General features: G+C 60.6%; 11 protein-coding genes. 4 read left to right on the plus strand and 7 right to left on the minus strand.

Annotated features, from left to right (window positions below; translation table 11 throughout):
- Window positions 1–133: 133 nt before the first annotated feature.
- Complete coding sequence (locus tag ACP7BX_RS08420; RefSeq protein ID WP_314526870.1) at window positions 134–1,546, plus strand: NorM family multidrug efflux MATE transporter; 1,413 nt, start codon at window positions 134–136, stop codon at window positions 1,544–1,546.
- Here ACP7BX_RS08420 and ACP7BX_RS08425 read toward each other — a convergent pair.
- Window positions 1,543–3,216: a bifunctional diguanylate cyclase/phosphodiesterase gene (locus ACP7BX_RS08425; protein ID WP_314526873.1), complete on the minus strand. Its 1,674-nt coding sequence runs from the start codon at window positions 3,214–3,216 to the stop codon at window positions 1,543–1,545. The two genes, ACP7BX_RS08420 and ACP7BX_RS08425, sit on opposite strands and share 4 nt — an antisense overlap.
- A gap of 255 nt (window positions 3,217–3,471) precedes the next feature.
- Between ACP7BX_RS08425 and rep the strand changes: the two genes are divergently transcribed.
- The gene (rep, locus tag ACP7BX_RS08430) at window positions 3,472–5,481 is read left to right on the plus strand and encodes a DNA helicase Rep (protein ID WP_028618459.1); all 2,010 of its coding nucleotides are present in this window, start codon (window positions 3,472–3,474) and stop codon (window positions 5,479–5,481) included.
- Window positions 5,482–5,539: 58 nt separating this feature from the next.
- Window positions 5,540–6,112 carry a xanthine phosphoribosyltransferase gene (locus ACP7BX_RS08435; protein ID WP_025856334.1) on the plus strand — a complete coding sequence of 191 codons (573 nt, stop codon included), beginning with the start codon at window positions 5,540–5,542 and terminating at the stop codon, window positions 6,110–6,112.
- A gap of 139 nt (window positions 6,113–6,251) precedes the next feature.
- On the opposite strand, the gene ACP7BX_RS08440 is transcribed toward ACP7BX_RS08435, so the two are convergent.
- From ACP7BX_RS08440 to dadA, 6 genes are all read right to left on the minus strand, one after another.
- Window positions 6,252–8,174 (minus strand): acetyl-CoA hydrolase/transferase C-terminal domain-containing protein, encoded by a 1,923-nt coding sequence (locus ACP7BX_RS08440; RefSeq protein ID WP_426127112.1) that lies wholly within the window; start codon window positions 8,172–8,174, stop codon window positions 6,252–6,254.
- Window positions 8,175–8,307: 133 nt separating this feature from the next.
- Window positions 8,308–8,721, minus strand: coding sequence for a c-type cytochrome (locus tag ACP7BX_RS08445; protein ID WP_016975909.1), 414 nt, complete (start codon window positions 8,719–8,721; stop codon window positions 8,308–8,310).
- 181 nt (window positions 8,722–8,902) lie between these two features.
- Window positions 8,903–9,451, minus strand: coding sequence for a cupin domain-containing protein (locus tag ACP7BX_RS08450; RefSeq protein WP_003176893.1), 549 nt, complete (start codon window positions 9,449–9,451; stop codon window positions 8,903–8,905).
- A gap of 116 nt (window positions 9,452–9,567) precedes the next feature.
- Window positions 9,568–10,641 (minus strand): alanine racemase, encoded by a 1,074-nt coding sequence (alr, locus tag ACP7BX_RS08455; protein WP_426127110.1) that lies wholly within the window; start codon window positions 10,639–10,641, stop codon window positions 9,568–9,570.
- Between the two features lie 78 nt (window positions 10,642–10,719).
- Window positions 10,720–11,073, minus strand: a complete 354-nt coding sequence (locus ACP7BX_RS08460; RefSeq protein ID WP_028618462.1) for a RidA family protein — start codon at window positions 11,071–11,073, stop codon at window positions 10,720–10,722.
- Window positions 11,045–12,346 (minus strand): D-amino acid dehydrogenase, encoded by a 1,302-nt coding sequence (gene dadA, locus ACP7BX_RS08465; protein ID WP_426127108.1) that lies wholly within the window; start codon window positions 12,344–12,346, stop codon window positions 11,045–11,047. The genes ACP7BX_RS08460 and dadA overlap by 29 nt, the downstream gene beginning before the upstream one ends.
- A 156-nt stretch (window positions 12,347–12,502) precedes the next feature.
- Between dadA and ACP7BX_RS08470 the strand changes: the two genes are divergently transcribed.
- Complete coding sequence (locus ACP7BX_RS08470; protein WP_003176896.1) at window positions 12,503–12,991, plus strand: Lrp/AsnC ligand binding domain-containing protein; 489 nt, start codon at window positions 12,503–12,505, stop codon at window positions 12,989–12,991.

Here is a 12,991-nt window from a genome sequence, read left to right on the forward strand (position 1 = left end):
AGCGATGCCGTAACGTACCAGATTCATCAGGCATGAGTTTTAGTCATGTGAATGATCGCATTTATCCCTTTGTGCAATCGGCCGAGAGCGCCGAGAATCAACCCTTCCCCAACCCTCCGATTTTTCGAGTGTGATGATCATGCAGCATCCAGCACGTACCGAACTCTGGGCCATTCTGCGGCTGTCAGGGCCGTTGATTGCCTCACAGTTGGCGCACATGCTGATGGTGCTGACCGACACCCTGATGATGGCGCGCCTGAGCCCCGAAGCCCTGGCCGGTGGCGGGCTGGGCGCGGCGAGCTATTCGTTCGTGTCGATCTTCTGCATCGGCGTGATTGCCGCCGTGGGCACGCTTGTCGCCATCCGTCACGGCGCCGGGGATATCGAAGGCGCCACCCGGTTGACCCAGGCCGGACTGTGGCTGGCCTGGCTGATGGCCTTGGCGGCTGGCTTACTGCTGTGGAACCTCAAGCCGCTGTTGCTGATGTTCGGCCAGACCGAAACCAACGTGCAGTCGGCCGGGCAATTCCTGACGATATTGCCGTTCGCCCTGCCCGGCTACTTGAGCTTCATGGCCTTGCGCGGCTTTACCAGCGCCATCGGCAAAGCCACTCCGGTGATGGTCATCAGCGTCGGCGGCACAGTACTGAATTACCTGCTCAACCACGCACTGATCGAAGGCATGTTCGGCCTGCCCAAGCTCGGCCTGATGGGCATCGGCCTGGTCACTGCCATCGTCGCCAACGGCATGGCGCTGACGCTGATGTGGTACATCCGCAGCAACCGCACCTATGCGGCCTACCCGCTGAGCGCCGGCCTGCTGCGCCTGAACACCCAGTACCTGCGCGAGTTGTGGCGCCTGGGCCTGCCGATTGGCGGCACCTACGCGGTGGAGGTCGGGTTGTTTGCCTTCGCCGCGCTGTGCATGGGCACCATGGGCAGCACGCAGTTGGCGGCGCACCAGATCGCGTTGCAGATTGTATCGGTGGCGTTCATGGTGCCGGCGGGGATGTCCTACGCAGTGACCATGCGCATCGGCCAGCATTACGGCGCCGGGCAGTTGCTGCAGGCACGCCTGGCCGGGCGTGTCGGTATAGGATTTGGCGCAGCGGTGATGTTGGGATTTGCCGCCGTGCTGTGGCTTTATTCCGACCCGTTGATCGGACTGCTCATCGACCACAACGACCCCGCGTTCCACGACGTGATCGTCCTGGCCGTCAGCCTGCTCGCTGTGGCCGCCTGGTTCGAGTTGTTCGACGGCGTGCAAACCATCGCCATGGGCTGCATTCGCGGGCTCAAGGACGCCAAGACCACCTTTCTGATCGGTGCGGGATGCTATTGGTTGATTGGCGCACCGTCGGCCTGGCTGATGGCCTTCACCCTGGGCTGGGGACCAACCGGTGTGTGGTGGGGCTTGGCGCTGGGCCTGGCGTGCGCGGCAGTCAGCCTGACCTGGGCGTTTGAAGCGAAGATGAAGCGGATGATTCGGCAGGAAGGCGCCGAGCCCGAAACCCGTGGTGGGTTCCAGGCTGCACAGCCAGATTAAAGCCCTTCGCCCACGCGGGCTTGCTGGCCATTGCCGAAGGTCAGGTACTCCACCAACTCCGACAACGGCAGCGGCTTGCTGATCAGGTATCCCTGGGCCTGATCGCAGCCGAACAACCTCAACAACGCAAGTTGCTCCGGCGTTTCCACGCCTTCAGCGACCACTTCGAGATTGAGGTTGTGCGCCAGGTTGATCATGGCGTGCACCAGCTTGCGGTTCTCTTCGCGCTCTTCCATGCCGCCGACAAAGCTCTTGTCGATCTTCAACAAGGCAATCGGCAGGCTGTTGAGGTGCACGAACGATGAGAAGCCAGTGCCAAAGTCATCCAGGGAAAACCGCACACCCAGGCGGCCAAGGGCGTCCATGGTCTGCTTGACCAGGTCGCTGCGGCGCATCACGGCGGTTTCGGTGAGCTCGAACTCCAGCCACTGCGCCTCAACGCCCCGCTCGGCAATCAGCCGACTGAGGGTGGAGAGCAACTGGCTGTCCTGGAACTGGCGGAACGACAGGTTGACCGCCATGTGCAGCGGCGGTAGGCCACGTTCGCGCAGGTCCTGCATGTCGCGCAGGGCACGGGAAATCACCCAGTAGCCCAACGGCACGATCAGGCCGCTTTGCTCGGCCAGGGGCACGAACTCACTGGGCGGCAACAGGCCGCGCTCGCCATGCCGCCAGCGCACCAGGGCTTCAAGGCCGACGATGTGCCCGTCGTCCAGGTCCAGGCGCGGTTGGTAATGCAGCTCCAGTTCGTCACGTCGCAGGGCGCGGCGCAGCTCGCTTTCCAGGTCGGCCAGGCTGCGTGCGTTACGGTTGATGCGTTCGTTGAAAATATGAAAAGTGCAGCCCTGGGTGCTCTTGGCCTGTTGCATGGCAATATGCGCGTGCCACATCAGCGGGTCGGCGCCAGCACGGGCGCGGGCATGGGCCACGCCCAGGCTGCAGCCGATCAGCAGGCTCTCGCCATCCACCCAGTAGGGTTCGGCCATGACTTCGGTGATGCGCTCGGCCATCCACTCGGCACGCTGCGGCGCACGACGGGTGTCGATCAATAAGGCGAATTCGTCACTGCCCAGCCGCGCCAACTGGTCCCCGACCTCAAGCTGGCTTTTGAGCCGCGAGACCACTTGCAGGATCAACCGGTCGCCGGCCTGGTGGCCGAGGGCGTCGTTGGCGTGGCGAAAATTGTCGAGGTCCAGGTGACCGAGGGCCAGGCCACGGCCTTCGTTCTCGGCCAGTCGCGCGGCGAGCAAGGTCTGAAAGCCCTGGCGGTTAGCAATGCCCGTGAGCGGGTCCTGTTCGGCGAGGCGTTGCAGGGTGTTTTCCAGCACACCGCGCTCGCGGACATGGCGCAGGCAGCGGCGCACTGTATCGGCATCCAATACATCACGCACCAGCCAATCGCTGACGCCAAGTGGCGAAACCAACGGTTCCTGCTCCAGCAACAACACGCACGGCAGGCTGCAACGGCCAGGACCGGGTTGCAGGCTGGGCGTGGTCAACAGCACGGCGCTGTGGTCGTCATCGAACAGACGGCTCACGGACTCCCAATTTGGTGCGCTGATCAGCACAGCCCCATCGCCCATCGGCGCCAGGCACTCGCGCAACAACGCTGCCCACGCGGGCTCATCGGCCAGCAGCAGCAAACGCAAGGGTTCGACAGGCGTAGACAAGCTAGCTCCCTAGACTCTGCAAAATTTCGTGGCGGCGGGCATTATGACGTGCGGCCGGATAATCACCAATGATAGGGGTTATCAAACACGCGAACTGTAAACATTAGTCGCAAACAACCCCGACATCCTGCGGCAAAGTATCAAAACCGGCAAATTTAGATCGAGTGGTACGTCACACTGTCGTTCTGACAGAGCAGAATCCTGCGAGCCTGTTAAAATGCCCGCCCTTTTGAACAACGACTCCTGAAATTCTGTATGTCCCGACTCAATCCCCGGCAGCAAGAAGCCGTGAACTACGTCGGCGGCCCTCTATTGGTGCTCGCCGGTGCAGGCTCCGGCAAGACCAGCGTGATCACCCGCAAGATCGCGCACCTGATCCAGCAGTGCGGCATCCGCGCCCAGTACATCGTCGCCATGACGTTTACCAACAAGGCGGCGCGGGAAATGAAAGAGCGCGTCGGCACCCTGCTCAAGGGTGGCGAAGGCCGTGGTCTCACCGTGTGTACCTTCCACAACCTGGGGCTGAACATTATCCGCAAGGAGCATGTGCGGCTGGGCTACAAGCCGGGCTTCTCGATCTTTGACGAGACCGACGTGAAGTCGCTGATGACCGACATCATGCAAAAAGAGTACGCAGGCGACGACGGCGTGGACGAGATCAAGAACATGATCGGCGCCTGGAAAAACGACCTGATCCTGCCCGCCCAGGCCCTGGAAAACGCACGCAATCCCAAGGAACAGACCGCCGCCATCGTCTACACCCACTACCAACGCACGCTCAAGGCGTTCAACGCGGTGGACTTCGACGACCTGATCCTGCTGCCGGTGAAGCTGTTCGAGGAACACGCCGACATCCTCGAAAAATGGCAGAACAAGGTGCGCTACCTGCTGGTGGACGAATACCAGGACACCAACGCCAGCCAATACCTGCTGGTAAAAATGCTGATCGGCAAGCGCAACCAGTTCACCGTGGTCGGCGACGACGACCAGTCGATCTACGCCTGGCGCGGCGCCCGTCCGGAAAACCTGATGCTGCTCAAGGACGATTACCCGTCCCTGAAAGTGGTGATGCTGGAGCAGAACTACCGCTCCACCAGCCGCATCCTGCGCTGCGCCAACGTGTTGATCTCGAACAACCCCCACGAGTTTGAAAAACAGCTGTGGAGCGAGATGGGCCACGGCGACGAGATCCGCGTGATCCGCTGCCGCAACGAAGACGCCGAAGCCGAACGCGTGGCCGTCGAAATCCTCAGCCTGCACTTGCGCACCGACCGGCCGTATAGCGATTTCGCGATCCTCTATCGCGGCAACTACCAGGCCAAGCTGATCGAGCTGAAATTGCAGCATCACCAGGTGCCGTATCGCCTGTCGGGCGGCAACAGCTTTTTCGGACGCCAGGAAGTAAAAGACCTGATGGCCTACTTCCGTTTGATCGTGAACCCGGACGACGACAACGCCTTCCTGCGCGTGATCAACGTGCCGCGCCGCGAGATCGGTTCCACCACTTTGGAAAAGCTCGGTAACTACGCCACCGAACGCAAGATCTCGATGTACGCCGCCACCGATGAAATCGGCCTGGGCGAACACCTGGATACACGCTTCACCGATCGCCTGTCGCGCTTCAAGCGCTTCATGGACAAGGTGCGCGAGCAATGCGCTGGCGAAGACCCGATCAGCGCCCTGCGCAGCATGGTCATGGACATCGACTACGAGAACTGGCTGCGCACCAACAGTTCCAGCGACAAGGCGGCGGATTACCGCATGAGCAACGTCTGGTTCCTGATCGAAGCGCTGAAGAACACCCTGGAAAAAGACGAAGACGGCGAAATGACCGTCGAAGACGCCATCGGCAAGCTGGTGCTGCGCGACATGCTCGAGCGCCAGCAGGAAGAGGAAGACGGCGCCGAAGGCGTGCAGATGATGACCTTGCATGCGTCCAAGGGCCTGGAATTCCCCTACGTGTTCATCATGGGCATGGAAGAGGAAATCCTCCCGCACCGCTCCAGTATCGAAGCCGACACCATCGAAGAAGAACGCCGCCTGGCCTACGTGGGCATTACCCGCGCACGTCAGACGCTGGCCTTCACCTTTGCCGCCAAGCGCAAGCAATACGGCGAAATCATCGATTGTGCCCCCAGCCGGTTCCTGGACGAACTGCCGCCGGACGACCTGGCCTGGGAAGGCAATGACGACACCCCGACCGAGGTGAAGGCCGTTCGCGGCAACACCGCCTTGGCGGATATACGCGCGATGTTAAAGCGCTAGAATCGACTACTTTTTAATCTACTTTCGGCGCACACCGCGCCATTAGAGGAAGCTTTCCGTGGAAGCACTGCACAAGAAAATTCGCGAAGAAGGCATCGTGCTTTCCGATCAGGTACTCAAGGTCGACGCCTTTCTGAACCACCAGATCGACCCGGCACTGATGAAACTGATCGGCGACGAATTCGCCGCACTGTTCAAGGATTCGGGCATCACCAAGATCGTCACCATCGAAGCCTCCGGCATCGCCCCGGCGATCATGACCGGCCTGAACCTGGGCGTACCGGTGATCTTCGCACGCAAGCAGCAATCCCTGACCCTCACGGAAAACCTGCTGTCGGCGACGGTGTATTCCTTCACCAAGAAGGTCGAAAGCACCGTGGCGATCTCCCCGCGTCACCTGACCAGCAGCGACCGCGTGCTGGTGATCGATGACTTCCTGGCCAACGGCAAGGCGTCCCAGGCGCTGATCTCGATTATCAAGCAGGCCGGCGCGACCGTTGCCGGTTTGGGGATCGTGATCGAGAAGTCGTTCCAGGGCGGCCGTGCGGAGCTGGATGCGCAGGGTTATCGCGTTGAGTCGCTGGCGCGGGTCAAATCGCTGGAAGGCGGCGTCGTGACGTTCATCGAGTAAGCACTACTCCTGAGCGGGCACGGTTAAAAAATGTGGGAGCTGGCTTGCCTGCGATAGCGGTGGTACAGCGACATTGATGTCGCCTGACACTCCGCTATCGCAGGCAAGCCAGCTCCCACAGTTGGTTTTGTGGTGGTTGTTAGTGTGCGGTGGCCTGTAGGCCAGTGAGCAACAGCCGCTGATACAAGTCCTCTTTAAGGCCCTCCGGCTTATCCAACCGCATCCGCTCCAGATGCTTGGGAAACGCCTCCGGCTCCGGCGCATCCAATGCCGCCTTGCCCAGCTCCAGAATTTCCGTCAGCTTGAATTTGCTCTTGAGCCAGTTCAATGCACGCAACAAATCCCGCTCTTCATCTGTAAAGTCGCTGCCCAGCGGGTACTCCGGGAACAGCCGATGATGGCGTGCCTGAATACCTTTGAGCCGCTCCGGCGTGTTGTCGGCAAAACGCGGATCCAAGCGGAAATCCTTCGGCAACTTGCCGGCCTTCTGCGCCTGTTCAATCAAATCGTCCTGGAAGCGTGAGTCGGTAACGTTGAGCAACGCCTCGATCACCTTGGCATCCGTCTGACCGCGCAAATCGGCAATTCCATACTCGGTGATGACGATGTCCCGCAGGTGCCGGGGAATCGTGCAGTGGCCGTAATCCCAGACGATATTGGAACTGACCTCCCCCGCCGACTCGCGCCAGCTGCGCAAAATCAGGATCGAACGCGCACCTTCCAGCGCATGCCCTTGGGCAACGAAGTTGTACTGCCCGCCCACACCGCTGAGTACACGGCCATCCTCCAACTGATCGGCCACGCCCGCGCCGAGCAACGTCAACATGATCGCGCTATTGATAAACCGCGCATCCAGGCGTTGCAGGCGCTTGAGTTCTTCCTGGCCGTACAGCTCGTTGATGTAGCTGATGCGGGTCATGTTGAATTCAAGGCGTTTGGCGTGGGTCATTTCCTGCAGGCGCTGGTAGAAGCTGCGCGGGCCGAGGAAGAAACCGCCGTGGATCGAGATGCCATCCGGCTGTGCGGCGTCATCCAGCACGCCGGCATTGGCCTGCTCCTGCGTCGTCACGTCGGGGTAGACCTTGCGGCGGATAATCCCTGCGTCCGCCAGCACCAGCAGGCCGTTGACGAACATTTCGCTGCAACCGTAGAGGCCACGGGCGAACGGATCGACGCCGCCTTCATGGCTGATCAACGGCGCCCATTGGTAGACGTCCAGGTCCGTCAGCAACAGCCGGTAGGCCTCGTTATCCGCCTGGCGCGCCAACAGCGCGGCCGTCAGCGCATCGCCCATGGAGCCGATGCCGATCTGCAAGGTGCCGCCGTCGCGTACCAAGGTGCTGGCATGCAGGCCGATAAAATGATCCTGGAAACCCACCGGCATGTTCGGTGTGGAGAACAGCGTGGTGCTGTCTTTTTCATCGATCAGGTAATCGAAGGCGTCCATGCCCAGCTCGGCATCGCCGGGCATATAGGGCAAATCGCTGTGGACTTGGCCGACGATCAGCACGGTTTCACCGGCATCGCGGCGCTTGGCGATCATCGGCAACAGGTCGAGGGTGATATCCGGGTTGCAGCTCAGGCTCAGGCGATCAGGGTGTTCGCTGCTGCTGGCGACCAATTGCGCCACCAGATTCAACCCTGCGGCGTTGATGTCGCGGGCCGCGTGGCTGTAGTTGCTGCTCACGTAGTCCTGCTGCGCCGATTCGCTGTGCAGCAAGCTGCCGGGCTGCATGAAGAACTGCTGCACATGGATATTTTTCGGGAGGCTGTCTTTATGCAGGTCGGCCAGGAAATCCAGCTCGGGATAATCGCCAAACACCCGCTCGATAAAGGGTTCCAGAAAGCGCTTTTGCAACCCATCACCGAAGGGCGGTCGCCCCAGGGCCAGCGCGGTGTAGATCGTCAGTGAGCGCTCGGGCAATTTGGCGACACGCCGGTACAGCGCGTTGACGAACAGATTCGGCTTGCCCAGGCCAAGCGGCATGCCCATGTGGATATGCGCTGGCAAGCGCGCCAATACGTCGTCAACTGCTTGCTCGATTGAACACAACTGCACCATCCGACCCTCCTGAACATTCCATGATTAGGGGTTGGACCGAGCTTGCCGGGTCTTTGCTGCAAAGAACAGCGCTGAAACATAAATCAGGTGTACAAAAAAGCCGCTCGTAAGCGGCTTTTTGGCGAAGATCGGTTTATTTCAAGCCGGACATCTTCTCGATCGCACCTTTGAGGTCATCATCCGAGCAATCGGAGCAGGTGCCTTTGGGTGGCATGGCATTGATGCCGGTGATCGCCTTGGCCAGGATGCCATCCAGGCCGCCTTGATGATCGGCGCGTTCTTTCCAGGCGGCGGTGTCGCCAATTTTCGGCGCGCCCAACAGGCCGGTGCCGTGGCAAGCGTTGCAGTGCTTGGCGATGATCTCATCCGGCGTCTTCGCAGCGCCGCCGCCTGCGGCCACCGCCACTTCCATCCCCTTGCACTCCTGGCCCTGGACGCACACTTGGCCGACCGGCTCCAGGCGTTTGGCAATGTCATCATTGGTCGCAGCTTGAGCGCTGACAGCCCATAGGGCCAGTACGGTTGCTGGTGCAGCCAGCATTTTCATAATTAGGTTCACGCGTTCACCCTCAATGGTGGCTATTCACGCCTGCGGCCACGGTTTCGCAGGCGGCGAAAGTATAACGGTTAGCCCGCCTGGCCGAAACAACCCTATTAAATAAAGGGAGATTCGGCTTCACGGATACAGCTACGGGAGTCTCTGCAACGCTGGCAGGACGCCTCTTTTCTTAGAAGTTCGCGGGTGTGGCTGCGCTGATTAGTCGCGCCGGCACGTCGAACGGATTGCGAAAACGATGAGGCTTGGTGCTTTCAAAGTAGTAGCTATCGCCGGCTTCGAGCACAAAAGTTTCAAGACCGACCACCAACTCCAGGCGACCTTCCACCAGAATCCCGGTTTCTTCGCCTTCGTGGGTGAGCATTTCTTCGCCCGTGTCGGCGCCCGGTGGGTAGATTTCGTTGAGAAACGCAATCGCCCGGCTGGGGTGAGCCCGGCCTACCAGTTTCATGGTGACGGCGCCGTCAGAGATGTCGATCAGCTCATTGGCTTTATAGACGATCTGCGTCGGTATTTCCTGGAGGATCTCCTCGGAAAAGAACTCGACCATGGACATGGGGATGCCGCCCAGCACCTTGCGCAAGGAGCTGATCGAGGGGCTGACGCTGTTTTTTTCGATCATCGAAATGGTGCTGTTGGTGACACCCGCGCGCTTGGCGAGCTCGCGCTGGGAAAGACCCTTCAGTTTACGGATGGATTGCAGTCGTTCGCCGACGTCCAATGCAGGAGCCTCCTAGGATTCAGGCTTTGTTGTAATTGAGCGTTATCATGGCGACAGCGTTCAGTATTTACAACACTTGGGCCTAAATCCCGGACGGTTGTGTTCGTACCGAGCGATCAAGCGCCGGAATAGAGCCTTGGCACGCGGCGCAGGTTGCAGAACAGTTGGTAGGGAATGGTCTCGGCGGCGACCGCGACATCACTGGCAAGGATGTTTTTACCCCACAGTTCCACGGTGGAACCGAGTCCGGCCTGGGGTACGTCCGTCAGGTCGATGCACAGCATGTCCATCGACACACGACCCAGCAATTGGCTGCGCTGCCCCGCCACCCATACCGGCGTACCGGTTGGCGCGTGACGCGGGTAGCCATCGGCATAACCCATGGCGACGACGCCGATGCGCATCGGCTTGGGCGTAATGAACTTGGCGCCGTACCCCACCGGTTCACCGGCTGGCAGTTCCCTTACACAAATCACCTTGGACTCCAGAGTCATAACCGGCTGCAAACGCGCGGCCACGGCCTGGTCTTCGCCAAACGGCGTGGCGCCGTACAGCATGATGCCGGGGCGCACCCAGTCGCTTGGCACATTCGGCCAGCCCATCACCGACGGCGAATTGCGCAAGCTGACCTCGGCCGACAAGCCCTGGCGCGCGGCTTCAAACACCGCCACCTGTTCATCGCTGCGCACGCAGTCAAGTTCATCGGCGCGGGCGAAGTGGCTCATCAAAACGATCTTGGCGACTTTGCCACTGGCTAGCAGGCGCTGGTAAGCCTCGTGATAGTCCTTGGGATGCAGGCCAACGCGGTGCATGCCGGAATCCAGCTTGAGCCAGATGGTCAGCGGTTTGCTCAGCTTGGCCTGCTCAATCGCATCCAACTGCCACAGCGAATGCACCACGCACCAGAAGTCATGCTCGATGATCAGCGGCAGCTCGTCGGCCTCGAAAAAACCTTCCAGCAGCAGCACTGGCGCACGAATCCCGGCGGCGCGCAGCTCCAGGGCTTCCTCGATACACGCCACGGCAAACCCATCGGCCTCGGCTTCCAGCGCCTGGGCCACGAGCACGGCGCCATGCCCGTAGGCATCGGCCTTGATCACGGCAAGGGCCTTGGCCCCCGTGACTTCACGGGCCAATTGGTAGTTGTGGCGCAGGGCTTGGAGATCGATCAGGGCACGGGCAGGACGCATGGCGGCAGGCTTCTAGGCGGCAGAGTGAAGAAAAACCGGCACCGACCGACAACGCCGGCACCGGGAGAGGGATTGTTGTTAAGGCAGCGCCGCCACGACGGACAGCTCTACCAGGATTTCCGGTTCGCACAGCTTGGCTTCCACCGTGGCACGGGCGGGCGCGACACCTTTGGGCAGCCACTTGTCCCACACCGCGTTCATGCCGGCGAAATCTGCGTCGATGTCCTTCAGGTAGATCGTCACCGACAGCAGCTTGCTCTTGTCAGTGCCGGCCAGGTCGAGCAAACGCTCGATATTGGCCAGGGTTTCACGGGTCTGCTGTTCAATCCCGGCGTTCATGTCGTCGCCGACTTGCCCGGCCAGATACACGGTACCGCTGTGGACAACGATCTGGCTCATGCGCTCATTGGTGAGCTGGCGCTGGATTGACATGTTTTGCGGACTCCTGGTGGTTGCCATAACGGGAAATATCGAGGCCTTCGGCGCTGATCTGCGGGGTTTTCTTCGCCATCAGGTCGGCCAGCAAACGACCGGAACCACAGGCCATGGTCCAACCGAGGGTGCCGTGGCCGGTATTCAGGAACAGGTTCTTGAACGGGGTGGCACCGACAATCGGCGTACCGTCGGGGGTGGTCGGGCGTAGGCCGGTCCAGAAACTGGCTTCGGTCAAATCACCGCCCTGAGGATAAAGGTCGTTGACGATCATCTCCAGGGTTTCGCGCCGACGCGGATTCAGCGACAGGTCAAAACCGGCTATTTCAGCCATGCCACCGACGCGGATGCGGTTGTCGAAACGGGTGATCGCGACCTTGTAGGTCTCGTCGAGGATGGTCGAAGTCGGCGCCATCGCCGGGTTGGTGATCGGCACGGTCAGCGAGTAACCCTTGAGCGGGTACACCGGCGCCTTGATCCCCAGCGGCTTGAGCAATTTCGGCGAGTAACTGCCCAGGGCCAGTACGTAGCGGTCGGCGGTTTCCAGCTTGCCGTCGATCCACACGCCGTTGATGCGGTCACCGGCGTAGTCGAGGCGCTGGATGTCTTGTTCGAAGCGGAACTCCACACCGAGTTGCTTGCACATGTCGACCAGGCGGGTGGTGAACATCTGGCAGTCGCCGGTCTGGTCGTTCGGCAGGCGCAAGGCACCGGCGAGGATATCGGTGACGCTGGCCAGGGCCGGCTCAACGCGGGCAATGCCGGCGCGGTCGAGCACTTCGAACGGCACGCCGGACTCTTTCAACACAGCGATGTCCTTGGCTGCGCCATCCAGCTGCGCCTGGGTGCGGAACAGTTGGGTCGTCCCCAGGCTACGGCCTTCGTAGGCAATGCCGGTTTCTGCGCGCAGTTCGTCGAGGCAGTCGCGGCTGTACTCGGACAGGCGCACCATGCGCTCCTTGTTCACCGCATAACGGTTGGCGGTGCAGTTGCGCAGCATCTGCGCCATCCACAAGTATTGGTCGATATCGGCGGTGGCCTTGATGGCCAGTGGTGCGTGGCGTTGCAGCAGCCACTTGATGGCCTTGAGTGGCACGCCCGGCGCGGCCCATGGCGACGCATAACCTGGGGACACCTGGCCGGCGTTGGCGAAACTGGTTTCCATGGCAGCGGCGGGCTGACGGTCGACGACCACCACTTCAAAGCCGGCCCGCGCCAAATAGTAGGCACTGGTCACACCAATGACGCCGCTACCCAAGACCAGAACGCGCATTTTTATATCCTCATCGCGGGCATGGCCGCTGACGTGTGTTATTCGAGCAATGATGAGCGCAGTTTAAAAAACAATTGCCAGTGCATTTCACTATATAACTGCCTATATTTGGCGACAATTCTCGGCAAAAACCCTTTTCACAGAGGCGTATCCCCTATGCGTACCAACACCCAGACCAAGCGGGAGCTGGACAAGATCGACCGCAACATCCTGCGCATCCTGCAAACCGATGGGCGTATTTCGTTCACGGAGCTGGGGGAAAAAGTCGGGCTGTCGACCACGCCCTGTACCGAGCGTGTGCGTCGGCTGGAGCGCGAAGGGATCATCATGGGCTACAACGCGCGGCTCAACCCACAGCACTTGAAAGGCAGTTTGCTGGTATTTGTCGAGATCAGCCTCGATTACAAATCCGGCGACACCTTTGAGGAGTTCCGGCGCGCGGTGCTGAAACTGCCCCATGTGCTGGAGTGCCACTTGGTATCAGGCGACTTCGATTACCTGGTAAAGGCACGGATTTCCGAGATGGCGTCGTACCGCAAACTGTTGGGCGATATCCTGCTCAAGCTGCCCCACGTGCGGGAGTCCAAGAGCTATATCGTGATGGAAGAGGTGAAAGAGAGCCTGAACCTACCGATTCCGGACTGA

The organism is Pseudomonas sp. DWP3-1-3b3 (assembly GCF_049896305.1).
GTDB lineage: Bacteria > Pseudomonadota > Gammaproteobacteria > Pseudomonadales > Pseudomonadaceae > Aquipseudomonas > Aquipseudomonas azotoformans_A.